Annotated in this window: 26 protein-coding genes, 1 tRNA gene and 2 pseudogenes; 15 read left to right on the top strand and 14 right to left on the bottom strand. The window is 59.5% G+C overall.

The genetic code is table 11. From position 1 onward, the window contains the following. The first annotated feature begins 16 nt into the window (after positions 1-16). The 3 genes from K7H91_RS10620 (at position 17) to K7H91_RS10610 (ending at position 1,702) form a co-directional block, all read left to right on the top strand. Positions 17-403, top strand: coding sequence for a hypothetical protein (locus K7H91_RS10620; protein ID WP_230720202.1), 387 nt, complete (start codon positions 17-19; stop codon positions 401-403). 68 nt (positions 404-471) lie between these two features. Then, on the top strand, positions 472-1,290 hold the full coding sequence (locus K7H91_RS10615) for an aldo/keto reductase (RefSeq protein ID WP_230720201.1): 819 nt from the start codon (positions 472-474) through the stop codon (positions 1,288-1,290). A gap of 139 nt (positions 1,291-1,429) precedes the next feature. Further along, positions 1,430-1,702 (top strand): usg protein, encoded by a 273-nt coding sequence (locus tag K7H91_RS10610; RefSeq protein WP_230720200.1) that lies wholly within the window; start codon positions 1,430-1,432, stop codon positions 1,700-1,702. Here K7H91_RS10610 and K7H91_RS10605 read toward each other — a convergent pair whose 3' ends face one another. The 10 genes from K7H91_RS10605 to msrA all read right to left on the bottom strand — a co-directional run bounded on the left by K7H91_RS10605 (position 1,703) and on the right by msrA (position 11,180). Continuing rightward, positions 1,703-2,227: a hypothetical protein gene (locus K7H91_RS10605; protein WP_230720199.1), complete on the bottom strand. Its 525-nt coding sequence runs from the start codon at positions 2,225-2,227 to the stop codon at positions 1,703-1,705. Positions 2,228-2,262: 35 nt separating this feature from the next. Next, positions 2,263-3,591, bottom strand: a complete 1,329-nt coding sequence (gene deoA / locus K7H91_RS10600) for a thymidine phosphorylase (protein ID WP_230720198.1) — start codon at positions 3,589-3,591, stop codon at positions 2,263-2,265. A gap of 4 nt (positions 3,592-3,595) precedes the next feature. Then, a complete protein-coding gene (deoC, locus tag K7H91_RS10595) occupies positions 3,596-4,369 on the bottom strand; it encodes a deoxyribose-phosphate aldolase (protein ID WP_230720197.1) in 774 nt (257 codons plus the stop codon). Positions 4,370-4,372: 3 nt separating this feature from the next. After that, positions 4,373-5,167: a purine-nucleoside phosphorylase gene (locus tag K7H91_RS10590; protein ID WP_230720196.1), complete on the bottom strand. Its 795-nt coding sequence runs from the start codon at positions 5,165-5,167 to the stop codon at positions 4,373-4,375. Further along, positions 5,164-5,562: a cytidine deaminase gene (gene cdd, locus K7H91_RS10585; RefSeq protein ID WP_230720195.1), complete on the bottom strand. Its 399-nt coding sequence runs from the start codon at positions 5,560-5,562 to the stop codon at positions 5,164-5,166. The genes K7H91_RS10590 and cdd overlap by 4 nt, the downstream gene beginning before the upstream one ends. A 1-nt stretch (position 5,563) precedes the next feature. Next, the gene (locus K7H91_RS10580) at positions 5,564-6,535 is read right to left on the bottom strand and encodes an ABC transporter permease (protein ID WP_018063511.1); all 972 of its coding nucleotides are present in this window, start codon (positions 6,533-6,535) and stop codon (positions 5,564-5,566) included. Between the two features lie 3 nt (positions 6,536-6,538). Further along, positions 6,539-7,651: an ABC transporter permease gene (locus K7H91_RS10575; RefSeq protein ID WP_018063512.1), complete on the bottom strand. Its 1,113-nt coding sequence runs from the start codon at positions 7,649-7,651 to the stop codon at positions 6,539-6,541. Positions 7,652-7,658: 7 nt separating this feature from the next. After that, positions 7,659-9,164 (bottom strand): ABC transporter ATP-binding protein, encoded by a 1,506-nt coding sequence (locus tag K7H91_RS10570; RefSeq protein ID WP_230720194.1) that lies wholly within the window; start codon positions 9,162-9,164, stop codon positions 7,659-7,661. A 138-nt stretch (positions 9,165-9,302) separates the two neighbouring features. Beyond that, on the bottom strand, positions 9,303-10,295 hold the full coding sequence (locus K7H91_RS10565; protein WP_230720193.1) for a BMP family lipoprotein: 993 nt from the start codon (positions 10,293-10,295) through the stop codon (positions 9,303-9,305). Positions 10,296-10,529: 234 nt separating this feature from the next. Next, entirely contained in the window at positions 10,530-11,180 is a 651-nt protein-coding gene (msrA, locus tag K7H91_RS10560; RefSeq protein WP_230720192.1) for a peptide-methionine (S)-S-oxide reductase MsrA, read from the bottom strand. 254 nt (positions 11,181-11,434) lie between these two features. Between msrA and K7H91_RS10555 the strand changes: the two genes are divergently transcribed. The 3 genes from K7H91_RS10555 (at position 11,435) to K7H91_RS10545 (ending at position 12,364) form a co-directional block, all read left to right on the top strand. Then, positions 11,435-11,524 (top strand) — tRNA-Ser (locus K7H91_RS10555). A 52-nt stretch (positions 11,525-11,576) separates the two neighbouring features. Beyond that, positions 11,577-11,978 carry an AraC family transcriptional regulator gene (locus K7H91_RS10550; RefSeq protein WP_269066131.1) on the top strand — a complete coding sequence of 134 codons (402 nt, stop codon included), beginning with the start codon at positions 11,577-11,579 and terminating at the stop codon, positions 11,976-11,978. 44 nt (positions 11,979-12,022) lie between these two features. After that, positions 12,023-12,364: a helix-turn-helix transcriptional regulator gene (locus K7H91_RS10545; RefSeq protein WP_230720190.1), complete on the top strand. Its 342-nt coding sequence runs from the start codon at positions 12,023-12,025 to the stop codon at positions 12,362-12,364. A 271-nt stretch (positions 12,365-12,635) separates the two neighbouring features. Here the strand turns inward: K7H91_RS10545 and K7H91_RS10540 are convergent, their stop codons facing one another. Together K7H91_RS10540 and K7H91_RS10535 are read right to left on the bottom strand one after the other, a co-directional pair. Next, complete coding sequence (locus K7H91_RS10540) at positions 12,636-14,111, bottom strand: protein adenylyltransferase SelO (protein ID WP_230720309.1); 1,476 nt, start codon at positions 14,109-14,111, stop codon at positions 12,636-12,638. Between the two features lie 215 nt (positions 14,112-14,326). Continuing rightward, positions 14,327-15,220: a LysR substrate-binding domain-containing protein gene (locus K7H91_RS10535; protein WP_230720189.1), complete on the bottom strand. Its 894-nt coding sequence runs from the start codon at positions 15,218-15,220 to the stop codon at positions 14,327-14,329. A 133-nt stretch (positions 15,221-15,353) separates the two neighbouring features. On the opposite strand from K7H91_RS10535, the gene K7H91_RS10530 reads away from it, so the two are divergent. Together K7H91_RS10530 and K7H91_RS25830 are read left to right on the top strand one after the other, a co-directional pair. After that, a complete protein-coding gene (locus K7H91_RS10530) occupies positions 15,354-16,430 on the top strand; it encodes an NAD(P)H-dependent flavin oxidoreductase (protein ID WP_230720188.1) in 1,077 nt (358 codons plus the stop codon). Positions 16,431-16,780: 350 nt separating this feature from the next. Beyond that, on the top strand, positions 16,781-16,993 hold the full coding sequence (locus K7H91_RS25830; protein ID WP_419197474.1) for a helix-turn-helix transcriptional regulator: 213 nt from the start codon (positions 16,781-16,783) through the stop codon (positions 16,991-16,993). Between the two features lie 514 nt (positions 16,994-17,507). Here K7H91_RS25830 and K7H91_RS10525 read toward each other — a convergent pair. Further along, positions 17,508-17,696, bottom strand: a pseudogene (locus K7H91_RS10525) (integrase core domain-containing protein); the annotation flags it as partial. A 108-nt stretch (positions 17,697-17,804) separates the two neighbouring features. Beyond that, positions 17,805-18,414: pseudogene (locus K7H91_RS10520) on the bottom strand (transposase); the annotation flags it as partial. 334 nt (positions 18,415-18,748) lie between these two features. Here K7H91_RS10520 and K7H91_RS10515 point away from each other — a divergent pair. The 7 genes from K7H91_RS10515 (at position 18,749) to K7H91_RS10485 (ending at position 26,694) form a co-directional block, all read left to right on the top strand. Beyond that, positions 18,749-20,290, top strand: a complete 1,542-nt coding sequence (locus tag K7H91_RS10515) for an ArnT family glycosyltransferase (protein ID WP_230720187.1) — start codon at positions 18,749-18,751, stop codon at positions 20,288-20,290. A 223-nt stretch (positions 20,291-20,513) separates the two neighbouring features. Beyond that, the gene (locus K7H91_RS10510; protein WP_230720186.1) at positions 20,514-21,977 is read left to right on the top strand and encodes a UbiA family prenyltransferase; all 1,464 of its coding nucleotides are present in this window, start codon (positions 20,514-20,516) and stop codon (positions 21,975-21,977) included. Continuing rightward, positions 21,974-23,317, top strand: coding sequence for an FAD-binding oxidoreductase (locus K7H91_RS10505; protein WP_230720185.1), 1,344 nt, complete (start codon positions 21,974-21,976; stop codon positions 23,315-23,317). Before K7H91_RS10510 ends, K7H91_RS10505 begins: the two co-directional genes overlap by 4 nt. A gap of 2 nt (positions 23,318-23,319) precedes the next feature. Further along, positions 23,320-24,054, top strand: coding sequence for an SDR family NAD(P)-dependent oxidoreductase (locus K7H91_RS10500; protein WP_230720184.1), 735 nt, complete (start codon positions 23,320-23,322; stop codon positions 24,052-24,054). Then, the gene (locus K7H91_RS10495) at positions 24,054-24,986 is read left to right on the top strand and encodes an NAD-dependent epimerase/dehydratase family protein (protein WP_230720183.1); all 933 of its coding nucleotides are present in this window, start codon (positions 24,054-24,056) and stop codon (positions 24,984-24,986) included. The genes K7H91_RS10500 and K7H91_RS10495 overlap by 1 nt, the downstream gene beginning before the upstream one ends. An 11-nt stretch (positions 24,987-24,997) precedes the next feature. Further along, entirely contained in the window at positions 24,998-26,281 is a 1,284-nt protein-coding gene (locus K7H91_RS10490) for an NAD(P)/FAD-dependent oxidoreductase (RefSeq protein ID WP_230720182.1), read from the top strand. 35 nt (positions 26,282-26,316) lie between these two features. Beyond that, positions 26,317-26,694 (top strand): GtrA family protein, encoded by a 378-nt coding sequence (locus tag K7H91_RS10485; RefSeq protein ID WP_230720181.1) that lies wholly within the window; start codon positions 26,317-26,319, stop codon positions 26,692-26,694. Positions 26,695-26,843 lie beyond the last annotated feature (149 nt).

Below are 26,843 nucleotides of genomic sequence, written 5' to 3'. Positions count from 1 at the left end.
ACTCGTGGCGGCCGCCATGGCAGTGGATGGCCGCATCATTGCGCGTTCAGCCAAGCGGAACGCGGTTGTCGCCGTTATTCTGTTCTTCCTGTTTCTCGCCGCCTTCGTCAGCGGCGTTGCAGCGCTTGCCATCTATCTTGCGGAAAAATTCGGCCCCCTCGGCGCCACCTTGACGATCGCCATCGCCTCTCTAGCGCTGGCGATGTTCGTCCTCGCCTATGCGATGATGATGAACCGCATGGAGCGACGGCGGTTCCGCGCGGCGAAATATGCGACCGAAGAGATGCTGCAGAGCGTCGTTGGCGTCGTGCCGACCATGATCAACCAGAAGCCGATCACGGGCGTTGCCTCCATCGCGGCGCTCGCCTTCGTGCTGATGCGCGCTTACCAGAAAAAGAAGTGAACACGGAACGAATGGCAGGCGGCGGGGCGACCCGGCGCCTTTCGTTTGCGTGCTTGTGAGACTGAAAGATGACCATGAAAACGATCAACGGCATACCGCAAATGGGCTTCGGTACCTGGAAGCGGAAGGACAGCGAGGCCTATGATACGGTGATCGCCGCTCTTGAGGCCGGCTACCGCCATATCGACACCGCCCAAGCCTATGACAATGAAACCGAAGTCGGCAATGCGATTTCCGATTCCGGCTTTACGCCCGCGGATATTTTCGTCACCACCAAGGTGTGGATCGACAATTACGGCCCGGCTTCCTTCCGACCGAGCGTGGAGGAGAGCCTTGCGCGGCTCAGGGTAGACAAGCTCGACCTTCTCCTGCTGCACTGGCCCGGCCGTCCCGATGGGCCCGCCTTCGAGGACTATATCGGTGAACTCGCCGCCGTCTATGACGATGGCCTGACCAGGCGCATCGGCGTGTCCAACTTTAACACGACGCTTTTGGCGGAAGCTGCGAGCCTTCTCGGCGATCGCAAGATTTCGACCAACCAAGTCGAGTGCCACGTGTTCAACCAGAACAGGGTGGTGGCCGACTATTGCCGGGAGCACGATATCGCGCTGACGGCTTATTCTCCTCTGGCACAGGGCACGGTCTCCGGCAATCCGATCCTGAAGGAAGTGGCGGACGCGCATGAAACCGGTGAAGGCGTCATCGCGCTCGCCTTCCTGATGGCCGAAGGCCATGTGGTGATCCCGACTTCGAGCCGGCCCGAACGGGTGAAGTCCAATCTGGATGCGGCATCCATCCGCCTTTCCGGCGAGGAGGTCATGCGCATCCGCGAACTCGACGCGCGCATGCGATTGATCGATCCGGAATGGGCGCCCGATTGGGACTGATCCTTGCGGATTTCTTGGCAGCACTCAGAGTGATATGCTGACAAGATATTGAATTTGTTTATTAAAACGAAATTTTCAGATTGAAGCCGCCGGCAAAATACGTCAGCCTCTGATATTGTCAACGACAATGAGGTGGACCATGAGACTTGCATCGGACTTCGAATTGCAGCTTGCCGGCTATGGGCTGACGACAGCGCATATCCTCTACCGCCTGCCGGATTTCGAAAACCTGCTGCAGACCTATGTCTGGCAGGACTACGATCTCGCCCCAGACTTTCCCGAGATGCACAAGTTCCTCGATTTCTGGCGGGAAAAGCTCGACGGGCCGCTGCATTCCGTCTGCTACGCCCACAGACGGCTGATCGGCCCCAATGAATGGCGACAGGTGTCGGGCGAGTTCACGATCCACTGATCAATCGCCGGCGTCGATAACCGCCTGCAACTGCTCTTTGGCTGACAGCATCAGGCCGATGGGATTGATCGCGACGATATCGTCGATCCGCGCTTCGCCATTCTCCTCAACCATAGAGAAACGTGCGGTCGAATAGGTCTGGTATTCGGGCGCATCGCCAACGCAGGCCAGCATCTGGAACCGCACGGTGACATGAAACACGTCGTCGTCGACCGGTTTCGGCGGCGAGATCGTCACGTTTTCGAGCGGGCATCCGTCCTGAGCATTGGTCACGACATCATAGTCGAAGGGCGAGCCGGCCTCCCTGGCATAGGGCGTCTTCATCGCCTCGGCATAGCGCATCTGGAAATCCGCGCTGAACAGGCGCGAGAGACGGTCCTCGGTGAACAACGCCTGATAGCCGGCCGGATCCGTGGCCCAATTGTTTTCCGTCACGGCCATGACGTCGCGAACGGGATCCGTCGGCTCGGCGGCAAGCGCCGGCGCGGAGAGAACGAGAATGGCGAACAGGGCTTTGAGAGACATTGGACCGACCTTCTGCTGGAGCGCGGTCTTTCACACTACAGATCGTTGTCGCTTAGGTCGACCCGGTCCAGCACCAGCGGCCGCTCCGCGGGCGGATAATCTTCGATAGCGATGGCCGCGCGCAGCGTTGCGGCGGCAGCCTGCCAGCCTTCCTCGGTGGCGGCATGGACAAGGGCGAGCGGTTCGCCCGCGGCCACCTCGGCGCCGAGCGGCCTCAGCGCGGAATAGCCGACGCTGTGGTCGATGCGGTCCGTCGGACGCTGCCGCCCGCCGCCAAGCGACACCACGCTCAGACCGATCGCCCTGGCGTCGCAGGCGGCAAGATAACCGGAGGCGGGGGCTTCGACCGGGCGGATGATCGCGGCCTTGGGAAGATAGCTCTCCCAGCGTTCGACGAAATCCGCCGGGCCGCCAAGGCCTGCCACCATCCTGCCGAAGGTCTCCAGCGCCCTGCCGCTCGTCAGCGTTTCGCGGGCGATTTCGCCCGCGCGGTCATGGTCTTCGGCAAGGCCGGCATTGGCGATCATCTCTGCGGCGAAGGCAAGCACGACGGTTTCAAGCCGCGTTCCGGATTTCTCGCCCCTGAGAAACGCTAGCGCGTTTTCGATCTCGACCGCATTGCCGACGGCATCGGCGAGCGGCTCGTTCATATCGGTGACGAGCGCCGTGGTGGCAAGCCCCGCACCATTTGCGACCCGCACCAGAAGGCGGGCGAGGGCTCTGGCGTCCTCGGGGTCGGTCATGAACGCGCCATTGCCGAACTTGACGTCCAGCACCAGCGTTTGCAGCCCGGCCGCGAGCTTTTTCGACAGGATTGACGAGACGATCAGCGGCATGGACTCGACCGTGGCCGTGACATCGCGGATGGCGTAAAGCCGCTTGTCGGCCGGCGAGAGCGCCGCCGTCTGGCCGATGATCGCGCAACCGGTCTCATTGATGACCCGCCGGAGCGTCGTTTCGTCGGGGCTTATGTTGTAGCCCGGTATCGATTCCAGCTTGTCGAGCGTGCCGCCGGAGGGGCCGAGCCCGCGTCCCGAGATCATCGGCACGGCCAGCCCCGCGGCGGCCGCAATCGGTGCCAGCATCAGCGAGACATTGTCGCCAATGCCGCCGGTGGAATGCTTGTCGGCGATCGGGCGGTCGATGCCGGGCCAGGACAGCACATGGCCGGAATCGCGCATGGCCAGCGTCAGCGCGACCGTTTCCGTCTCGTCCATGCCGCGAAAGAACACGGCCATGGCGAAGGCGGCGGCCTGGGCCTCCGATAGCGTCTCGTCGCTGAGCGCGCGCACGAAAGCGGCGATCTCCTCGCCCGAGAGCGTCAACCCGTCGCGTTTCCTGCGGATGATCTCCTGGGCGAGCATAGGCTCAGTACCCGCCGGACGCCGCGCTCGACTGCTTGCCGTCCAGCACGGCCTGAATGTCGTTCAGAAGGCCGGATGCGCCGAAGCGGAAGGTGGTGGGCATCACCCAGCCCTCGCCCATCACGGTTTCGGCAAGGCTCAGATAGAGCTGGGCGTCGCGCACCGACGAGATGCCGCCGGCGGGCTTGATGCCGACCTTGCGATCGGTCTGGCGGATGACGCCGAGCATGATGTCGGCGGCTTCCAGCGTGGCGTTGATCTTGACCTTGCCGGTGGAGGTCTTGATGAAGTCTGCGCCCTCGGCAATTGCCAGTTCGGCGGCCTTGCGGATCAGGCCGGCATCGGCCAGCTCACCGGTTTCCAGAATGACCTTGAGCAGAACGGGCTCGCGGCAGAGAAAACGCACGGCGCGGATCATCTCGCTGACGGCCCATTCATTGCCGGCCTTTAGCTTGGCATAGGGGATCACGAGGTCGATTTCGTCTGCGCCGTCGCGGATCGCCTGTTCGGTCTGCTCTTCCACGGCCGAGATCGACATGTCGCCTGCGGGAAAATTCACCACGGTCGCGATCTTGATCAGGTGGTCGGGGCCGAGCATCTGTCGCGCAAGGCTGACGAAACGCGGCCAGATGCAGATCGCCGCCGGCGTGCCATAGGGCGTGTGGGCGCGTTCCAGCAGCGTCTCGATATCCTTGTCGGTGCAGTCGTCGTTCAGATTGGTCAGGTCAAGCAGCGAAAGCGAGACCGACGCGGCCTCCTGAATCGTATGGTGTTTCATGGCTTACCCCTTACCGATCGCGCGCTTGACGATGGCGGCCAGTTTGCGGCCGCCAATCGGCGCCATTTTCTTGGTTTCGTCATGGCCAAGCTCCCCCTGGCTCATGCCGGCCCCGAAATTCGTGATCACCGAGGCCGCGGCGACCTTCAGACCCAGAAAGCGCGCCAAAATAACCTCAGGCACCGTCGACATGCCGACTGCATCAGCGCCCAGGATCCGGGCCATGCGGATCTCAGCCGGCGTTTCGAAGCTCGGTCCTGAAAACCACATATATATGCCTTCCGCAAGTATTATGTCGAGATCGGCCGCCGCCCGGCGCATGGCGTCGGCAAGTTCACGGTCATAGGCACGGCTCATTCCGGTGAACCGTCGGTCGGATGTTTCACCGATCAGCGGGTTCATGCCGGAGTAATTGATGTGGTCGGTAATCAGCATCACCGAGCCGGGCGGCATGTCCTCATGCAGCGATCCGGCCGCATTGCTGAGGAACAGGTTCTCGACGCCGAGCGCCGCCAGCGTTTCCAGCGGCAGGCGCATCGCCGCCGCGTCGCCCTGCTCGTAATAATGCACGCGGCCGGACAGCACGATCACCGGCGTGCCGGCAAGCAGCCCGGCAACGAGACTGCCATGATGGCCGCTGACCGCGCCAACCGGAAAACCGGGCAGTTCCGAAAAGGCAAAGCGCGTTGGATTTTCGATCTCGTCCGCCAAGCCGCCAAGGCCGGAGCCGAGCACGATCGCGTGGCGCGGCGAAAGGTCGCCGAGCGCCTCCTTCAGCAGAAGCGCTGCCTCTGTCATCCGATGTCCTCGGTGTCGAAGGCGTGGGGCAGCAGACCGCCGACGGTCACGGTTTCGCGCACGCCGGTATCGTCGCAGAGATAGACCTTAGCGCCGGCATCGGAAAATTCGGCAAGCTTCTGGCGGCAGCCGCCGCAGGGCGAGCACAGCGCCAGTCGCGGCGCATAGACGGCGACCGCCTTGATCTTCGTCGCGCCGCCCATGATCATGTGGCCGATCGCAACGCCCTCGGCGCAGATGCCTTCCGGATAGGCAAGGTTTTCGACATTGGCCCCGGCATAGACCGCGCCATCTTCGGCAAGGATGGCCGCGCCCACCGGGAATTTGGAATAGGGCGAATAGGATTTGGCGCTTGCCGCGCGCGCGGCCGCAAACAGATCGGCTGGCGTCGTCATGTTACCGCTCCTTGGTATAGGGCACGCCGCCGGCCTTGGGCGGACGGGCGGTGCCGATGAAACCCGCCAAGAGGACGCAGGTGAGGATATAGGGCATGGCCTGGAACACCTGCACCGGCACCTCGCCGATCAGCGGCATGGACTTGCCCTGCATGAAATTGGAAAACGCTTCGAGGAAACCGAACAGCAGGCAGGCAAACATCACCGGAACCGGCTTCCATTTGGCGAAGATCAGCGCCGCGAGCGCGATATAGCCCTTGCCCGCCGACATGTTGTTGATGAACGAGGCCGATTGCGCGATCGCGAGATAGGTGCCGGAAAAGCCGCAGAGCAGACCGGCGAGGATCACCGCCCGGTATCTCAGCCAGGTCACCGAAATGCCGGCCGTATCCACCGCGCCGGGGTTCTCGCCAACGGCGCGCAGGCGCAGGCCGAAGCGGGTCTTGTAGACCACCCACCACACGATCGGCACGGTGATGAAGGCGATATAGACGAGGATATTGTTGCCGGAAAGGACGTCGGCATAGAGCTTGCCGAAAAAGCCCATCTGGCTTGCCGCCTCCGCGCCCGGGAAATCGATGCCGGTAAAGCGGGCGCTGTTTTCAAGCTGCGGGGTGCGCCCGCCCTGCCTGAACCAGGCGTTGCCGAGCACCACGGTCAGCCCCGCCGCCACGAAATTGAGCGCCACGCCCGAGACGATCTGGTTGCCGCGCGCGGTGATCGAGGCGTAGCCGTGAACAAGGCTGAAGACGATCGAGATCAGAATGCCGCCGAGCAGCCCGAGCCAGGGCGAGCCGGTGTAATAGGCGACGACGGCGGCCGCAAAGGCCGAGGCCAGCATCTTGCCTTCAAGCCCGATGTCGAAAATGCCGGAGCGTTCCGAAAACAGCCCCGCAAGCGCTGTAAAGATCAGAGGAATGGAAAGGCGAATGGTCGAGCCCAGCATGCCGATGATGATGTCGATGCTCTGCATGGATCAGGCCTCCGCCATCATCTGTCGTCTGGAAAACACCCTGACCAGCGCCGGCCGGTAGAGGAATTCCAGCGCGCCGGCAAACAGGATGACCAGACCCTGGATCATCACGATCATGTCGCGGGTGATCTGCGGCATCATGAAGGAAAGCTGGGCGCCGCCCTGATAGAGAATGCCGAACAGGATCGCGGCGATCACGATGCCGAGCGGATGGTTGCGGCCCATAAGCGACACGGCGATGCCAACAAAGCCCGCCCCGCCGACGAATTCCACCTGCAGGCGGTCGGCCGAGCCCATCACCACGTTGAGCGCCATCATGCCGGCCAGCCCGCCGGACAGCAGCATGGTGACGATGACCGTGCGGGCATAGGGAATGCCGGCATAGGTGGCGGCCGACTTGCTCATGCCGAGCGCGCGCACCGAATAGCCGAATTTGGTGCGCCAGATCAGGAACCAGACGGCAACGCCCATGACAAGCGCGATGATGAAGGAGACGTTGAGCGGAGCTGGACCAAGCCTGGATCCGAACATCGCCATCAGCCAGTCAAGGTTCGGAAGCTGGCCGCCCGGGGCAAAGCCGCGCGTTTCCGGCGACATCGCGCCGGCCGGCTTCAGCACATGCACCAGCAGATAGACCATCAGCGCCGCGCCGATGAAGTTGAACATGATCGTCGTGATCACGATATGGCTGCCGCGCTTGGCCTGCAGCCAGGCCGGGATGAAAGCCCAGGCCGCGCCGAATATGCCCGCGCCCAGAACGGCGAAGGGCATGGTCACATACCACGGCACATAATTGCCGAGCGACAGCGCCACCAGCGCGCAGCCGAGCCCGCCGACATAGGCCTGGCCCTCGGAGCCGATATTGAACAGCCCGGCGTGATAGGCCATCGCCACCGAAAGCCCGGTGAAGATGAAATTGGTCGCGTAAAACAGCGTGAAGCCGATGCCCATGCCGCTGCCGAGCGCGCCGTTGATCAGGATGCCGAGCGCCTCGAACGGGCTCTGGCCGATCATCCAGATCACGAAGCCGGAAATCACCAGCGCCGTGACGAGGTTGAGCAGCGGCATCAGCAGAAAGGTGACCCAGGAGGGCAGGGGCGTGTTGGCGGCGCTCATGTCGACCTCAAGATGCTATCCCGGCCATCATCAGGCCGAGTTTCTGTTCGTCCGCCGCCGGCGTGGTTTCGCCGACGACCTCGCCGGCGAACATCACCAGTATGCGGTCGGCAAGACCGCGGATTTCGTCCAGCTCAACGGATACGAGCAGCACCGCCTTGCCGCTGTCGCGCATGTCGATGATGCGGCGGTGGATGAACTCGATCGCGCCGATATCGACGCCGCGGGTCGGCTGGCCGACGAGCAGGATGTCCGGGTCGCGCTCGATCTCGCGGGCAACCACGATCTTCTGCTGGTTGCCGCCGGAGAAATTGGCGGTCTTCAGCATCGGATTGGGCGGACGGATATCGTATTTCTCGATCTTCTCGCGGGCGTCCTCAAGGATCGCCTGACGATCAAGCACCCCGGCGCGGCCATATTTCTCGAGATGATGATAGCCGAGGATATTGTTCTCGCGCTCCTCGAACGGCAGGATCAGCCCCATATGGTGACGGTCCTCGGGAATATGGGCAACGCCCGCGTGCCGGATCTTCGCCGGATCGGCGTGAACGACCTTCTTGCCATCGATCCAGATTTCGCCGGATTGCGGCTTGCGAATGCCGGACAGCGCCTCCAGCAGCTCCGACTGGCCGTTGCCGGCAACCCCCGCAATGCCAACGATCTCGCCCTTGCGCACATCGAAGGAAACGTTCTTGACCATCGGCACGCCGCGGCTGTCGTGAACGGTGAGATTGCGCACCGAAAGCGCGACGTCGCCCGGCTTGGCCTCGCCCTTTTCCACGCGCAGCAGCACGCGGCGGCCGACCATGAGCTCGGCAAGCTCCTCCACTGTGGTCTCGGCGGTGTCGCGGGTCGCAACCATCTCGCCGCGGCGCATGACGGAGACCTTGTCGGTGATCGCCATGATCTCGCGCAGCTTGTGAGTGATGAAAATGATGGTCTTGCCCTGGTCGCGCAGCATGCCGAGAATGCGGAACAGGTGATCGGCTTCCGACGGCGTCAGCACGCCAGTCGGCTCGTCCAGGATCAGGATTTCGGCGCCGCGAAACATCGCCTTCAGGATTTCGACGCGCTGTTGCAGGCCGACCGGCAGTTCCTCGATCACCGCGTCGGGATCGACCTCCAGGCCGTATTCCTCCTCAAGCCGCTTCAGTTCCTTGCGGGCAGCGCTCGCGCCCTTGGCGAGCAACGCGCCGCCTTCCGCGCCGAGCATGATGTTTTCCAGAACGGTGAAATCCTCCACCAGCATGAAGTGCTGATGCACCATGCCGATGCCGGCATCGATCGCGACATCAGTGTCGGCGATCACAAGCTTGTCGCCGTTCACCCGGATTTCGCCATTATCGGCTTGGTAGAAGCCGTAGAGGATCGACATCAGCGTGGACTTGCCCGCCCCGTTTTCGCCGATAATGCCGTGGATCGTGCCCTTCTCAACCGTGAGATTGATGTCCTTGTTGGCATGGACCGGGCCAAAGCTTTTATCGATGCCGATGAGTTCGATCGCGGGGCTCAAATGCTGTTACTCTCCAACAGGTCTTGCCGCAGCCATTGACAGGCAGGCAGGTTGGCGCCGCCCGCTTGACGAAAAGCGCAGGGCGGAAGTCAAAAGACGGGCGTCTGCGACACGCGCAGACGCCCGTCAGGGTTCACATCAATAGGGGCAGGTGTTGTCGACCGAGTAGTCGTGGACTTCGATCTCCCCGGAGATGATGCCTTCCTTCGCCTTTTCGACGGCGGCCATCATATCTTCGGTGATCAGCGCCTTGTTGTTTTCGTCATAGGCCCAGCCCACGCCGTCCTCGGCCACGCCCAGGCTGTTGACGCCGGCTTCGAAATTGCCGTCCTGGCTGGCCTTGAAGGCGTCATAGACGGCATTGTCGACGCGCTTGACCATCGAGGTCAGAACCGAGCCGGGATGAACGTAGTTCTGGTTGGAATCGACGCCGATCGAATATTTCTCGGCATCGGCGGCGGCCTGCAGCACGCCGAGGCCGGAGGCGCCGGCTGCCGCGTAGATCACGTCGGCGCCCTGGTCCATCTGGTTCTTGGTAAGCTCGCCAGCCTTGACCGGGTCGTTCCAGGCAGCGCCGGTGGTGCCGACCATGTTGCGCAGCACCTTGACGTTTTCGTCGGCCGCATGGGCGCCCTGGGCATAACCGCAGCCGAATTTGTGGATCAACGGAATATCCATGCCGCCGACAAAGCCGACCGTGCCGGTTTCCGATTTCATCGCGCCGAGAAGGCCGACCAGATAGGAGCCCTGCTCTTCCTTGAAGACGACGGACTGGACGTTCGGCGCGTCGATCACGTCATCGACGATGTAGAACTCGGTATCGGGAAACTGCGGCGCGATCTTTTCGACAGCCGACTTCCAGGCAAACGACAGCGCCACGACCGGGTTGAAGCCCATCGAGGCGAAATTCAGGATCGCCTGTTCGCCCTGGGCGTCGCCGGTGGGTTCGAAATCGCGGTATTCAACGCCGGTGTCGGCCTTGAACTTTTCGGCGCCGTTATAGGCGGATTCATTGAAGGATTTGTCGAACTTGCCGCCCGTGCCGTAGACCAGCGCCGGTTTGAAATCGGCGGCCAGCGCGGTGGTCGACATGGCGGCTACAGCCATAAGGCTCAAAATGGTCTTCTTCATATCGCAGCTCTGTTCCCTGTGCGTGAAACCCTGAGATCCCGGCCCCTGTCCGGGAAGGTCGCCGGCGCGCAATGGCCGACCCTGCCATCATCGTTGCACGGCTCAGACAAAATTTCATCACAAAATTTGCCCGAAGGGTAAAAATCCGCGCGGGGTTATCAACAGGGGCTGACGACGAAAAAGGGAGCGCGAACGCTCCCTTCGGCAACATCTGCTGGCGACAACCCTGTAAGGTCAGCCGATCGGGCAGGAGACGCCGGTGCCCCTGAGGCCGCAATAGCCGGCGGGGTTCTTGGCCAGATATTGCTGGTGATAATCCTCGGCCGGGTAGAATGCGCCGGCCTTTGCGATTTCGGTGGTGATCAGGTCGGCCCGGCCGCTTTGCTTCAGGGCGGACTGGAAGCGGTCGCGCACGCGTTCGGCAAGCTCCAGGTCGTCCTCGTCCTCAAGGTAGATCGCAGAGCGATAGGTCGTGCCGATATCATTGCCCTGGCGCATGCCCTGGGTCGGGTCGTGGGCCTCGAAGAAGATCGCGAGCAATTGTTCAAGGCTCACCTGCTGCGGATCATAGACCACGCGCACCACCTCGGTGTGGCCGGTCAGCCCTGTGCAGGTTTCCTCATAGGTCGGGTTGGGGGTGATTCCGCCGGAATAACCGGCGACGGTCACATAGACGCCGGGCGTCTGCCACAACAGCCGTTCCGCGCCCCAGAAGCACCCCATGCCGAGCATCACTTCCTTCAGGTGATCGGGATAGGGCGGGGCGAGCGGACGACCATTGACGAAATGCTCGCGCGCCGTGGGGATCGGCTCGGCGCGACCGGGCAGCGCGGTCTCAGCCGTCGGCAGCGTGGTCTTTTCCTTTTTCAGGGTCGAGAGAAACATCTGATTCTCCTTTGAACGGGTGGGCCGGCCGCGCATTTCCTTGTCTGCGCAGGCCCGGCAATCAATGCGCAATAGATAAGCATGGAAACGGACGGACACAAGTTCCGGTTCCGCAGCCGGGCGATGGACCCACGCAATTGTCGACCGCTCGCAATCATTTCAGGAAACTGACAAATTCGGGTTGATCATCGCGCCTTCATCGGTATATATCGCGCCGTTCCCGCCGCTCGGTTTCTCCGATGACGGCATCAGACGGACAGGTGGCCGAGTGGTTGAAGGCGCACGCCTGGAACGCGTGTATACGGGAAACCGTATCGAGGGTTCGAATCCCTCTCTGTCCGCCATTACCTCGTCCCAAGATCATGTTTTTATTCATGGTTTTCTTTCCAGGGTTGGTTGAGGTACATTTCAAGGTACATTCTGGCACGAAAGTCGAGGCTGACCTTCCAGAAGCCCGTGGTGGCCATGCTGCTGCAGGGAAGGAAGCGCGTGACCACACTGGGGGCCAGCTTCGAATACGCGCCGGGGGAGGCGATGGTGATCGCGGCGGATATCCCGACGGTCAGCCGGATCACCCGCGCCAGCATCGCTGAACCCTACTATGCGCTCGAGCTCGATCCCGCGATCCTGCGCGCGTTGCGCTCGGCTGTCTCCGTGCGGTCGGGTGAGGCGCGGCCTGTGAGGGTCGAGCCGATCGACGCAGAGGTCATCGATGCCTCGCTTTGCCTTGCGCGGCTGCTGGATCGGCCCGAGGCTCTGTCGGTGCTTGGCGACGGCCTGCTGCGTGAGCTGCATTAGTGGCTTCTCATGGGTGTTCACGGCCCGGCCATCGCTGCGCTCGGGTGCCAGACAGCCACGCGGGACGGATCGCGCGTGCGGTCGACATCCTGCGGCGGGAATACACCCGTCCGATCCGGGTTGAGGAACTCGCCGAGGCCGCCGCGATGAGAGAGCCCGCGTTCCACAAGCACTTCCGCGCTATCACGACCCTGTCACCGCTCCAGTTCCAGAAGCAGCTTCGCCTGATAGAAGCGAGGCGGCTCATGCTGCTGGAGGGTACGAAGATCGCGGAGGCAGCCCACGCAGTTGGTTACGCCAGCGTGACACAGTTTACCCGGGAATACGGCCGTCTTTTCAATGTACCTCCTGGTCGGGACATACGCATCGAAAATGCCGTCGCTTGAGTGCTCGACATGCACTCCTACGCATGGGGCCAAGCTCAGCTTCGTCCGTACCGCAGCCTTCGGTGCTCGGCCCAGCAATCGACGGCTTCCCGCCCTTTATAAGCATTTGATCAGCGTTCAACGAACGGCAGCTTCGCGGGTATAACCGAAATCCTGCGAAAGTCCGAAATGGCAGCGCCTTGCGGACGAACAGAAACGAGGCCGATAACCGCCATTGAAAGAGCCACCCTCGGTCCGCCAAATAGGATTACGTCGCTCGCGCGCCGCGCGCTTACGTGCCGCAGAAGGTTCGGTACGCCGTCTCGGGCACCGGCGGAAGGTCGGCATAATCGGTGAATTCCGCCCGATCCTCGAAGGGCGTGGCCAGTGCTTTGTTCAAGCGTTCGAAGGGTGCCAGGTCGCCGGCCATCGCGGCGGCAAGCGCTTCCTCGACGAGATGGTTGCGCGGAATGATCGCCGGGTTCACCGCATCCATCGCAACGCGACGTTCACTCGGCTCTCCCGGTTCGGCCTCGAGGCGCTGACGCCAGCGAACCGCCCAGCCGTCGTAAGCGGTTGGATCGGCAAAGAGACCGCGCACGGCCCCCTCGGCCTGCGCGCTTTCCGCCGCTTTGCCGAGACTGCGGAAGGTCAGGGTGAAGTCCGCATTCTGCTGTGCCATGTGCCCAAGAAGATCCTCGATCAAAGCGGCGTCTTCCGTCTGCGATGTCTGCAAACCGATCTTCGCGCGAAAGCCGTCGAGATAAGCGGTGTTGAACGCGTCGGCATAGCCGGAAAGCACGTCCTGCGCGGCTTCAATGGCCTTGTTTTCATCAGGATCGAGATGAGGAAGCAGACATTCTGCCAGACGAAAGAGGTTCCAGTGCGCGATGCCGGGCTGGTTGGCGTAGGCGTAACGCCCGTTCCGGTCGATCGAGGAGAAGACGGTCGCGGGATCGTAGGCGTCGAGGAAGGCGCACGGGCCGTAGTCGATCGTTTCCCCGGTGATGGACATATTGTCGGTGTTCATGACGCCGTGCACGAAGCCGATTTGCATCCAGCGTGCGACGAGTTCGGCCTGACGGGCGCAGACGCCTTCGAGCAGAGCGCGGTAGGGATTGGAAGCGCCCGCGGCCTCGGGGTAATGCCTGTCGATCACATGGTCGGCGAGTTGGCGAACCGCTTGGTCATCGCCCCGTGCCGCGAAGAACTGGAACGTGCCGACGCGTATATGGCTGGAGGCAACACGCGTGAGGACCGCGCCCGGCAGGGCCGTTTCCCGGTAGACTGGCTCTCCCGTCGCGACCGCGGCCAGTGCCCGCGTGGTTGGAATGCCGAGCGCGGCCATGGCCTCGCTGACGAGATACTCCCGCAGGACCGGGCCGAGTGCTGCCCGTCCGTCGCCGCTGCGCGAGAAGATGGTGGGGCCAGCCCCTTTCAGTTGAATGTCGCGACGCCGACCCTTTCGGTCGACGACCTCGCCGAGGAGGATGGCGCGCCCATCGCCGAGTTGCGGCACGAAGTTTCCGAATTGATGTCCGGCGTAAGCGGCCGCGATCGGCTCGGCTCCTGTCGGGAGCCGGTTGCCGGCGAAGATCTCAACCCCTTCAGCAGTGTCCAACGCATCCGCGTCGAGCCCGAGCTCTTTGACGAGTGGCCGGTTCAGCTTCAGGAGACTCGGCGCGGTGACGGGCGACGGCGCGGTAGGCCGGTGGAACGCGCCGCCGAGACGCGCGTAGCTGTTATCGAAGTCGAAATGTACCGTCATCTTTTCCGCATCGCTTCCGTCGTACTGATCGGCCGCTGGCTCTCGACCATTCTGCACATAGGTGGCGTTGCCGATGCCGGATTTCCAGGGCAATTCCTGACAGACCATCATCGGATAGACGCCGGTAAAGGCGAAGCAGCCAACCCCAAGCGGACGCAGGGCAAGCCCGGCAGCGTCTTTCGGGCCGGCATAGTTCTTTGCTGACATCCGGTCTCTCATGCGCTCGCGGAAGGTTCGATGTTCGAGGCCGCCAGAAGACGTTTGCGCCATTCGAGGAATGCGGGCGTGGCGAACCCCGGCCGGAAGGCCAGATGGGTATCCACGGTCATCAGCCCATGAGCTTCCACGGAGCCGAGATGGGACAGCGTGTCGGCGACGCTTTTCGGCATGACGCTAACGCAGGCCCCCGCCGCAGTGCAGGCGAACATGGCGTGGTAGGAGCCGACCTCCTGGATCTTCAGACGCGAGCGGGCGGGGCTTCCGCCCATCAGCCACTCCTCCGCCAGCATCCGGTAGGTGCAGCCCGGCGCGAAGGCTGCCAGCGCCTTGCGCTCCACGTCCGCTGGCGCGCGAACCGCGCGGTGCCCCTTTGGCATGAGCAGGACGAGCTCCTCGCGAAAGACGGGGACTGTTTCCAGCGCGTCGAGCGCGCTCCAGCCATCATCCACCGCGATGGCGATGAGGGCGCAGTCGATACGGTGGGCCTGAACCGCATCGACAAGCTGGCGTGTCGGCACCGTCGAGAGCTCGATCGCCACCTCCGGCCAGTCGCGGTTGAAGGTGGCAAGCAATGAGGGCAGGCGGCTTGCGACCGTGCTTTCCATCGAGCCGATGCGCAGTGTGCCGCCGGGGCCTTCGGGATTGATCTGCTGGCGTGCCTCTTCGGCGAGATTGAGGATGCGCTCGGCATAGTCGAGATAGGTTTTGCCCTCGCTGGTCAGCACCATGCGTCGCGTCTCGCGGGCAAACAGCGCCACGCCAATCTCCGCCTCCAGCTGCTGAATCCGGGTGGTGACGTTCGATGGCACGCGACCCAGCAGTTCGGCGGCCCGGGTGATGCTTTCCTCTCTGGCGACGGCCCTGAAGACGGCGAGTGTGGCGAGGTCCATCGGAATTCTCCATTGCAGAACCAATGGAAATATATATTCTTTAAATGGAAATAAACGTCAAGGTGAATTCTCTTTCAGGGAATTTGTGCCGACCTGGTCGATATGTATGCGGAACGGTGAAAGGAGATGGCGTATGCTTGAAGGACTCGGAATGACGCTGCCAATCATTCAGGCGCCGATGGCCGGCGTCTCGACGCCGGCGCTGGCGGCGGCGGTGTCGAACGCTGGCGGTCTTGGCTCGATCGGTATTGGCGCGAGCGATGTCGCCGGTGCCCGCGCGATGATCGACGAGACCTTCGCCCAAACGGACCGGCCCTTCAACGTCAACGTCTTCGTGCATGGCCCTGCCGTGCAGGACCCGGAACGGGAGGCGGCATGGCTGGCGGCACTCGAGCCCGTCTTCGCCGAATTCGACGCCGCGCCGCCGTCCGATCTGCGCGTCATCTACAAGAGCTTTTCCGATGACCCGGAGATGCTGTCTCTTCTGGTCGAGAAAAAGCCGGCAGTCGTCAGCTTTCATTTCGGCCTGCCGCCGGCGGAAACGATCACTGCCCTGAAGGACGCTGGCATCCGACTTTTCGCGACGGCGACAAGCCTTGCCGAGGCCGAAGCCGTCGAGGCCGCCGGGCTCGATGCCGTCATCGCACAGGGGATCGAGGCCGGCGGGCATCGTGGCGTGTTCGATCCGCTGGCCGTTGATGATGGCCTTGGTACATTTGCGCTGACGCGGCTTCTGGCAAGGAAGACTGGCATCCCCGTCATCGCGGCAGGCGGGATCATGGATGGCGCGGGCATTGCCGCCGCCTGCGATCTCGGCGCGATCGCCGCGCAGCTCGGCACAGCCTTCACCGCCTGCCCCGAGTCGGCCGCCGATGATGCCTATCGCGCGGCGCTGAAGGGACCGGGCGCCTTCCACACGCGGCTGACGACTGCAATTTCCGGCCGGCCGGCACGTGCGCTTGCCAACCGGTTCACGGAACTGGCGGAAACATCGCTTCACGGAACCACGCCGCCCGACTATCCCATTGCCTACGACGCCGGAAAGGCCCTTCACGCCGCCGCCAAAGCCTGCGGCGAGGCTGGTTACGGTGCGCAATGGGCGGGGCAAGGTGCGCCGCTCGCGCGGGCCATGCCCGCGGCAGAGCTGATGGCAACACTCGCGCGTGAAATGCGGCTCGGTGCAGCGTCGTGCATCGACGATCGCCGTTAAAAGTGACGGTGAGGTCTCGCCTCGATTCCTCTCTGGTGCCGATCACATAGAGCAGCGTCCCGAGAACCCTGACCGGCCGCAGAATTGATGGCAGATCTTCCGGAAAGAAATAGTTTCTTGGCCCTTTGTTCAATGAACGGGTGCGGGCTGGACCGCGCCTGCCATCGTGGCGGTTGGACAATCGCGAGAATTCGCCGAGCGCTTTTATGAATTGGAATACCTGAAGTTTGTTTATCCACATAATTCGTGCGGAACCGCCCACTTTCCACATTTCCAGCCACTCCCCCTATATCGAAATCCGAAAATCTGTTTAAATTGGCGTGCCATCGAAACACTCTCCGGAGGCCACGATGGCAAAAATCCCTCTAGAACACCGACTGACTCCCAAGCAGAAGCTCATGGAGCTGCTGTCATGGAGCGAGAGCTCCATCGACAGGAGGCTGCGCGAGGACCTCGATTTCCCGAGACCCGTCCGTCTGGGGCCTCGCACCGTCCGATGGCGATTGGCCGAAGTGCTGGCGTACATCGACTCGCTTCCTCTGGCGGAGGAGGAGTGGCGATGAGTTCTCGAAGGACGGAAATTTTCCAGACTCGCCTTACGCGATCGGAGGCGCCGGTAGTCCGGTGGCATATGCTGCAATGCCGCGAGCAGCAAAAGTCGCGGTATATTCGTCTCTGCCTTCTGGCTGGTGGCGGCGCAAGGCTGCAAGAGCTTGATCGCCGCACTGGCGAAATCATGGCGATCGTTAGAGATCTTCAGATGTGTACGCACCTGACCCGGGCTGAAAAGGCACGGTTGCTGCGCATAGCGCACACGCAAGCGTCAGCCCTCGTGCATGTCGTGGGAGTGCTGGGACCATGAGGCCTTACTTCACCGTTCCCAATAATTTCGACGTGCTTTACGCCTACTTTCAGTCGCCAGAGGCGGAAGTGCTGGCCGGCCCGATCGCCGGACTTCCACGCCCGATCTGCCGAAAGATCTTCACTGCGAACCACGCACACATGGCTCGCCCCCATGCGCATATGATATTGTCAGCACCGCAAACGGCAGTGACCTGCACCCCTTGCGTCCCACGTTCAATTCGAGAGTCTGCGGGTTAGTGATTGGTAGTTTGGTTGGTCTGCGTGGGCAGGGGCCTGTGTGGCGCCCGCATCAAGCTCTTCCATTTCTCTCCGCACTTCGTTCGGCGTTTTATTACCCAGCGATGAGTGCGGCCTGATATTGTTGTAGTCGTATCGCCACAGGGCCAGTTTTCGGCGCGCTTCACCATCCGAACAGCCCGGGTGCGGACCTCTGGCGAATACTTATTGGTCGTCTTGCTTGTCATAGACCCGACTTCTCAGGAGTTGGGATCTCCGGCAAACCCGGCGCGGTTCAAGGATGACGACATCTCCAGGCTTCAATGTTGGGACGAGAACCTGCGCGACATAGGCCTCGAACCATTCTCCATTGATCGGCCCGTCAATCACGAGCGGCGCGACCATTCCGGTATTGCGCAGGCCCGCAACGAGCGTAGTCGTCTTTCGGTGGCCGTGAGGAAAGCCCATGCGTAGCCGCTCCCCCTTTTTGCACCGCCCATGAGTGTGCGCCGTGTTCGTGGCCGTCCAGGTTTCATCGATGAAGACGAGCTTGGCGGGATCAAGGTCCAGTTGATCGTCGAACCAGCGCTGGCGCTGCTCCAAGAGATCGGGGCGGCTCTGCTCTATCGCGTGGCCAGTCTTTTTTACGTGTCTGGCCATGCCGGACCAAGAACCGGTGCAGTGCCGACTTGCTGATCATGATGTCCTGAGCGGAAAGAGCATCGCGGAGTTCGAACAGTATGCCGTCGTGATTCCCGGTGAGCCAGGCCATGATCTCAATCGCATGCGCTTCGGTCTTCCGGGAGTTCCGATCCCCGCCAAGAGGGCCGGGTCGGGCGTCACCCTGACGGAGGTGCAGATTGCGCCAGCGGCTGACGCTCGCAGCACTCACGCCGAAACGCTCACCGACAGCGCTCAACCGCGCATACCGCTCATCAACATCAAAAAACCAGGCTGCCCGCGCATGACCAATCTCCGAAAATTCAACCCGAACCAACTGAATCATGAAACGCCGGAAACTGGCAGGTATTTCGAGGCGACCATATGGCAACCTTGACTGGAACATTACCGATGAGTATCCGGAGGCACGGGCCTTACCAATGAGCGCCTTATAGAACTGCAACGATGCGACATCGACCCGCGCAGAAAGCGCCAATGCCTGGTAAGCGGCCAGCACAGCATATAGGTGCCTTCTCAAGGTTTTTTACCTGCCAGGCGTTTGAAAAGAGGAGCGGCACATGTTTGCAAGGAAGGACCGATATTGCGACGCGGTTTTATACATTTTAATCGCCTTAAGTCTGTGCAATTTGGCTTATTTCTTCACTTCCTCGCTCGATAATGTCGTATTTGACAAGCACGCATTCCGCCAATCGCAAACAGCGATATCCGCCTATTGGCTTATGCATGGAGGTGACTGGCTGCGCTACGAGACGCCGGTACTGGGCGCGCCATGGTCAATTCCCTTCGAATTCCCAGTATATCAGGGCATTGTAGCTCTCTTTGCCCGCATGGGGATTCCACTGAATGCCGCCGGTCGAACTATTTCGTTCCTCTTCTTTCTTGCTACGCTGATCCCGTTTCATTTCATATTTCGCAAACTCTCCATCGGCCCTAGGTCATTTCTAATTTTCTCGATTATTTTCCTGTCTTCGCCGCTCTATGTCTTCTGGTCGCGAAGCTTCATGATGGAATCGACGGCCCTGTTTTTCTCGGCTGCCTGGATCGCAATGTTGCTTTACATTGAGAAGCCGCAGGACTTCGGGAAGATTTTAATCTGCGTGATCATGGGAACTCTGGCCGCGCTGACGAAATCAACAACCTTTTTGGTTTGGGGATTGGCTGGTTTCCTTCTTTGCTTGTTCCTTCTATATCGGCAAAGGACATCGAGCGCGCTGGTGCCTCTGACTATCACCTATCTGATCGCAGGATTGGTGCCGCTGGCTATAGGTTACGGCTGGGTGGCATACAGCGATGCCGTGAAGTCGGAGAACCCGATTGCAGCTGCCTATTTAATGTCAGGCTCACTTAAAGGATGGAATTTCGGCACGTTTTCTCAACGTATAAGCGAGGGCCTATGGCTGGGCGTCGTTGTGAAGCGAATGTTCGTAGACCTGTTCGGCATCATCGGCATATCAGCATTGTTGTCGCTGTTTCTCGTCGTGGCGAGACCGAAATTCTTTTATCTTGTTGTACTCTTGATGCTGGTGTTCGTGTCGTCATTTATGATATTTACGAATCTTTATTTCGTTCACGATTATTATCTGTATGCCAGTGGCATATTTGCGGTTCTTGCTGTGACTGTAAGTATCTCAGTCGCCTACGGCGCAAGGACCAAGATTATTGCGACCATTGCCGTCGCAGTGATTTCCATCAGTCAAATCTATTATGCGCTCACCAATGACATGTTCATCCAAGCCGCGCATGATCACCCGGACATGGCCCAATACCAGGCAGGCCAATTCGCGAGCAAGATCACCCATCCGGACGACGCGATCGTTGTGTTCGGCCAGGATTGGTCCTCTGAGGTTCCCTACTACGCTGGACGACGCGGTATTGCCGTTCCCGACTGGCTTCCAAAGGAGCAGGTAGACGCTATCTTCGAGAATCCAACGAAAATATTCGGCGACAAACAGCTGGGCGCAATCATCGATTGCCGATGGTCGCAGGAACAGAGCGCTTCTCCCAAAGCCGACGATTGGTTCGCAGCGCATGAAGCTGCGGGTGTCTTTGATTTCTGCAAGGTATACCGTCCCGAGAACATTCCAATTCCCACAGGCTGAAGAACGCGGCCCGAGAGTCTCCGTCTTGCACCCCGCACTTTTCCGCAGTTTGACTTAGGGCTTGCTCAGCCGTGCAATGCAATCGGCGTCGTCGGCGTCCGCTAATTGGCGTCTATGGCTAGGTGATTGTATTCTGCATGGATATTCGAGACTTGGTCGAACTGCTGCCTGCTGATATTGCTCGTCTATCTTTAAGTCTGCCTTTGAAGAGTTGAGAATACTCATGATGATTTCGTCGTCCGAGATGACGCCCTTGGGAAATGCACAGCACGTTCAATATCCGATAGTTGTCGATCTGGATGGGACACTCGTTCATTCCGATTCTCTTCATGAGAGCCTTATGATTGCTCTCTTCCGCCATCCTCAGACGCTGCTTTCCTGCGCGTGGACATTGGCGAACGGGCGGCATGCATTCAAGGCAAAGGTCGCTGATGTGGTGTCCTTGGTCGATTTTCCGCTGCCCTTTCGGGAGGATCTGGTTTCCTGGCTGCATCAGAAGAAGCAGGAGGGGTGTGAACTTCATCTCTGCTCTGCTGCCGACCAACGCATTGTCGATGCGGTTGCCGCGTCATTGGGTATTTTTGCGACTGCTGTGGGGTCGAACGGTGAGAATCTCAAAGGTGCGGCTAAGGCACGGCATCTGGTGGACCGGTTTCCCGACGGATTCATCTATGTTGGCAACGATCGGGCCGATCTTGAAATCTGGCGTCATAGCAAGGGGATCGTGACGGCCGGCATTTCGGGCGACGTCAAGAAGGCAGTTGATAGACTCGATATTCCAGTCCTCGAACGCTTTGAGAATCCGCGCCTGAGCGTGAGTGCTATTGCCAAGGCCATTCGCGTTCATCACTGGAGCAAGAATGCGCTGGTTTTTGTCCCGCTCATATTGGCTCACGCGTGGGGGGATATTGCCCTTGTTCTGGAGACTGTTCTTGCCTTCATTGCCCTACTTTCCGTTACGTCGGGGACGTACCTCCTCAACGACATTTCCGATCTCAGGTCTGACCGTCTTCACTGGTCGAAGAAGAACCGTGCGCTTGCAAGCGGTGCTTTGTCTATCAGGACAGGCTTGGCTTTATCGTTGGCCTTGTTCATCCTCGGCTTCGGGATTGCCGCGTTCTTGTCGCTGAAGCTTCTCCTGGCGCTTCTGGGCTATCTCGTGCTCACTGGTGCTTATTCACTCGGACTGAAGCGCGTGCCTCTGTTGGATATGCTGGTTATCGGAGTGTTGTTCACCATCCGTCTCGTCGTGGGCATCGTCTTGATTGACGGACCGAGCCCGGCTTGGCTGCTCACCTTCGCTGTTTTCTTCTTTTTCTCCCTGGCTGCAGCGAAGCGGCATACAGAAATACTGCGTGCAAGCGCCTTGGGAAGCGAAAGTCTGAGGGCGCGCGGTTATGAGCCTGAGGATGAACCGTTGACGCTGGCGATTGGTGTCGGAGCAGCATTGGCATCGCTCGTCGTGATCGTTTTGTTTATATTGCAGGAAATGCTCCCCGGGAACGCCTATGCCCGTCCCGAGTTACTGGGGGGGATTCCACTTCTGCTTTCGATCTGGCTTGGGCGCATCTGGCTTCTTTCCCATCGCGGCAAGATGACGGATGATCCGGTCAGCTTTGCCATTCGCGATCGTGTAAGTCTATGGCTTGCACTGCTGATCGCGTTGTTGTTCGTCGGTGCGCTATGAACCGCTTTCATGTTGTAGATGATTTCCAGTCTTGGGGCCGTGTCGTCAAGGCACAGCATCGGGTCGCCGTCCCACATTGGCGGGATGAACTGCAGGGCCTGGTGGCAACCGCTGTCGGGAAAGATCAGCCATTGCTGGCTGCCGGACTGCGCCGGTCATACGGAGATAGCGTCCTCAATCCGGCTGGTGCCGTAATCAGGATGGACCAGGTCTCGAGAATGATCTCACTTGATCGAGAGAACAGGTTGTTGCGAGCGGAAGCCGGCGCCTCTTTCGATATGCTTATTCCTTTGCTTCTTGAGAACCAGCTTTTTCTGCCGGTCACACCGGGGACACGTTTTGTTACGCTCGGCGGTGCCGTGGCCAATGACGTTCATGGCAAAAACCATCACAGAAATGGCTCCATCGGAGATTGGGTGCGAAAGCTGGGTCTGCTCCGTTCCGATGGGCGGGAGATAATTCTCGGTCCGGACGACCAAAGCGGACTGTTCCGCGCCACGATTGGAGGCCTTGGTTTGACTGGCCTCATCACCTGGGTCGAGCTCGAAGTAGTTCCTGCGTCGAATGGCTATATAGATGCGGAGACGATCGCCTTTGGCAATCTCGATGAATTTTTCGAGCTGTCCAGCAGAAGCGATGAAACGCATGAATACACGGTGTCTTGGATCGACTGCATGGCCGGCGGACTTTCAACAGGGCGCGGGCTTTTCGTGCGCGGCAACCATGCAAAGAACGGGGCGGCCCGGCCTAGGGCAGGCAATACACGCTTTTCAATGCCGGTCGAACTGCCGACGATGTGCATGAATCGGTATTCAATTTCGACTTTCAACAAACTGTATTACTGGAAAGGACGCCTTTCTCGAAAAAATGCGACTGTGTCGCTTTATCCGTTCTTCTATCCTCTTGATTCAATCGGACATTGGAACCGAATGTATGGACGCGGCGGCATGTTCCAGTATCAGTCGGTTGTTCCTCCGGAAAATCAGCGGGATGCAACACGCGAGATGTTGAACGCGATCGAACGTGGCGGACAGGGATCATTTCTGGCTGTCCTGAAAACCTTTGGTCATCGCAAAGCTCCTGGAATGATTTCCTTCCCCAAGCCTGGCACGACGCTTGCACTCGACTTTCCCAATCATGGGCCTTCGACGCTTGCCCTTCTTGATCGGTTGGACGATATCGTGCAGGAAGCAGGCGGTCGGCTTTACCCGGCTAAGGATGGACGCATGTCTGCTCGTATGTTCCAATCTGGATTTGAGAACTGGCAGGCATTCTCCAACCATGTCGATCCGGGTTTTTCATCGCTTTTCTGGCAGCGCGTTTCATATGTGGGGGACTAAACATGAAGGTCGTGATCCTCGGTGGCACGTCCGCCATTGCGACGGAGACAGCCAAGCTTTACGCAGCGAAAAAGGCTGAGATCGTGCTTGTCGGCCGCAATGAAGACCGGCTTGTCGTCATAGCGAATGACCTCGTTGTGCGCGGTGCGGTTTTGGTCAAGACGCTTGTGGCTGACCTTGGGAACTGTGGCGATAAGGACGCCGGTCTGAATCATGCGCGAGAGCTGATCGGCGGCGTTGACCTTATACTTCTCGCCTATGGAACGCTCGGCAACCAACCCGAAGCCGAGCAGGATGAAAAGGTCGCTGCCGAGATATTGGCGGTGAACTTCACGTCTGCTGCACAATGGTGTCTTGCTGCGGCCAATCTGCTTGAGAGCCAGGGTCATGGAAACCTGGTAGTCATCGGTTCCGTTGCCGGTGATCGCGGTCGACGCGCGAATTTTGTTTATGGAGCGGCAAAGGCTGGACTCGAGACTCTTGTTGAGGGGATTTCCCATCGCTTCGCCAACAAGGGGCCACGGGCCGGTCTCGTGAAACCCGGCCCGACGATTACACCCATGACAGAGGGCATGGAACGCGGCGGATTGCTGTGGGCCACTCCCGAACAAATCGCCAAAGTAGTCGAAAGATGCGGTCGCAAAGGTGGCATTCACTATGCCCCCTGGTTCTGGCGCTACATCATGTTGATCATTCGCAATCTTCCGTCTGCGATTTTCAACCGAATGGATATTTGATGAAAAAACTTGTTATTACCGGCGCCGCTGGTCTGGTTGGCCAGAATGTCATTGCACGCCTCAGCAACCGGCCCGACTTGAAGCTTCTGGCGATTGACAAACATCCGACCAATACCGCACTGCTTCGCAAGCTCCATCCGGAAATTGAGGTAGTGGAAGCGGACCTGGCTGAGCCGGGCGACTGGGAAGTTCATTTTGAAGGAGCTGATTCCGTTCTGCTGAACCAGGCGCAAATCGGCGGGCTTGATGAGCAGGAGTTTATCGACAACAATGTTGTCGCGACGGAAAACATTGTCGCCGCCATGCGTCGCCACAAAGTGCCCTATTTCGTTCACATCTCATCTTCCGTCGTCAACTCGGAAGCCGATGACTTTTACACGCAGACGAAGACCCGTCAGGAGCAACTGATTGATCAGGTGAAGGATATCCCGCATGTGGTGCTTCGTCCGACATTGATGTTTGGCTGGTTTGACAGGAAGCATCTCGGTTGGTTGCGTCGTTTCATGGATCGGACCGCCGTGTTCCCAATTCCGCGCGATGGCAAGTTTACACGTCAGCCGCTTTATGTCGGTGACTTTGCAGCGATCATCATATCATCGCTCGATAGCCAAAAGACCGGCACGTACGATATCTCCGGCCTCGAAAAGATCTACTACGGTGATCTCATCCGGCTGATCCATGAGACGGTGAAGCCCAAGGCCCGAATCGTGCACATTCCGTACAGCCTGTTTTGGTTGCTTCTGTTCGTCTATGGCAAGCTGAACAGCAACCCTCCCTTCACCACCAGCCAGCTCGAAGCGCTGGTCCTGCCAGAGACCTTTCCGGTTATAGACTGGCCGCAGATATTTGATGTGTCCGCGACCCCACTTAGGGATGCGATCCGCGAGACCTATCTCGATTCGACCTATGGCAAGATCGTACTGGATTTTTGAAGGATAGTGGAATGAGTCGAGTCGTTGTAATCGGAGCTGGCGCCATGGGGCTTGCCGCAGCCTATCGGGCGGCGAAGCTTGGCCACGAGGTTGACCTTATTGAAATCGACAGCGTGCCCGGCGGTATGGCCGCACATTTCGACTTTGGCGGCTTGTCCATCGAACGTTTCTACCATTTCATTTGCAAGTCGGACGAGCCGACTTTCGCGTTGATGAAAGAGCTGGGGATAGAAGATAAGCTTCGCTGGCGCGCAACATCGATGGCGTATTATATCAAGGGCAAGATCCATGCTTGGGGTGAGCCCTTTGCGTTGCTTCGTTTCCCGCATCTCAGCTTTGGCGCCAAACTGCGCACTGGCCTGCATATGTTCCTGACGACCAAGGCCAAGAACTTCAGGAAAATCGAGTCCCTTACCGCACGCGAATGGCTGGAAAAAGGCTCCGGAAAAGAGGTCTACAATACGCTCTGGAAGCGGCTGATGGATCTGAAGTTTTACGAGCTGGCAGATGAAATTTCGGCTTCCTGGATCGCAACGCGCGTCAGACGTGTCGGAAACTCCCGGAAAACGGTGTTTCAGGAAGAGCTCGGGTACATAGAAGGCGGTAGCCAGACACTCGTGGATGCTTTGGTTTCTGCGTATGAGGAAAATGGCGGTCGCCTGCATCTGGCAACCAAGGTAGAGCAAGTCGTTGCTGAAAATGGTCGCGTCTCGGGCGTGAAGGCCGGCGATCGCTTTTTCGAAGCGGATGCTGTGATTTCGACTGTGCCGACCCCTCTGGTTTCCAACCTGGTTCCAGACCTGCCGCAGGACTGGAAAGATCAATATGATGCGATCAAGAATATCGGCGTTGTCTGCCTGCTGCTTCGCTTGAAGACTTCAATCAGCAAGAATTTCTGGCTGAATATTGTCGAAGAGGGGATGGAGGTTCCAGGGCTGATTGAATTTTCAAATCTCCGCCCTGTTAAAGATACTATCGTCTATGTGCCGTATTATATGCCGACGACACAGTCGAAGTGGAACTGGACCGATCAGCAGTTTGTTGACGAGGCCTTCTCATATATTCGCAAGATCAATCCGGAGATCAAGGATACCGATCTCCTGGATTCGACTGTCGGGCGTCTTCGTTATGCTCAGCCTGTGTGCGAGCCCGATTTCCTCGACAAATTGCCACCGATCGAGACCCCGATTAGAGGCCTGCAGATCGCTGACACCTGCTATTATTATCCGGAAGACAGAGGTATTGCCGAGAGTGTGCGTTACGGCCAGATGATGGCCGAGGCTATTGACGGATGAGGGCCTTTTTAGAGGCCAGCTTTCGGTCACCGTTCATGCGATTCCTGTTTGCAGGAGGCGTTGCCGCTCTGGTCAACATTCTCACGCGGATCGAGCTGTCCAATTTTATGGGCTTCACGCCCGCCATCATTATTGCTTATCTATTCGGCATGACAACGGCCTATGTTTTGATGAGGGCGTTCGCTTTCGAGCGCTCCGGCCGTCATCTCCACCAGGAGTACATTCGTTTCGGATTGGTCAATCTTTTCGCACTTTTCCAGATCTGGCTTATCAGCGTCGGCCTTGAGGACTATGTTTTCCCCTGGATCGGGTTTGTGCGCCACTCCGAGACGGTCGCCCATAGTATCGGTGTTCTCAGCCCAACCATAACAAGTTATTTCCTGCACAAGTATTTCACTTTCTCAAAACGTTGAGATAGAGTTTCTGAACCGTTGACCTGCCGCTGAGGTTTCATCCAGCTGCGATTAGACGTCCAGCATTTTGCTGTGCGCCATTTATTGGTCCGCCGGATGTTGGATTTTTCGTAAGCGTCGTCTGCGCCGCATCGGTAATCAGCTTGACA

Origin of the sequence: Martelella mediterranea, assembly GCF_021021415.1 — a bacterium.
Taxonomy (GTDB): domain Bacteria; phylum Pseudomonadota; class Alphaproteobacteria; order Rhizobiales; family Rhizobiaceae; genus Martelella; species Martelella mediterranea_C.
The sequence above is the reverse complement of the archived record's forward strand: the minus strand, read 5'-3'. Positions and strand labels throughout refer to the sequence as shown.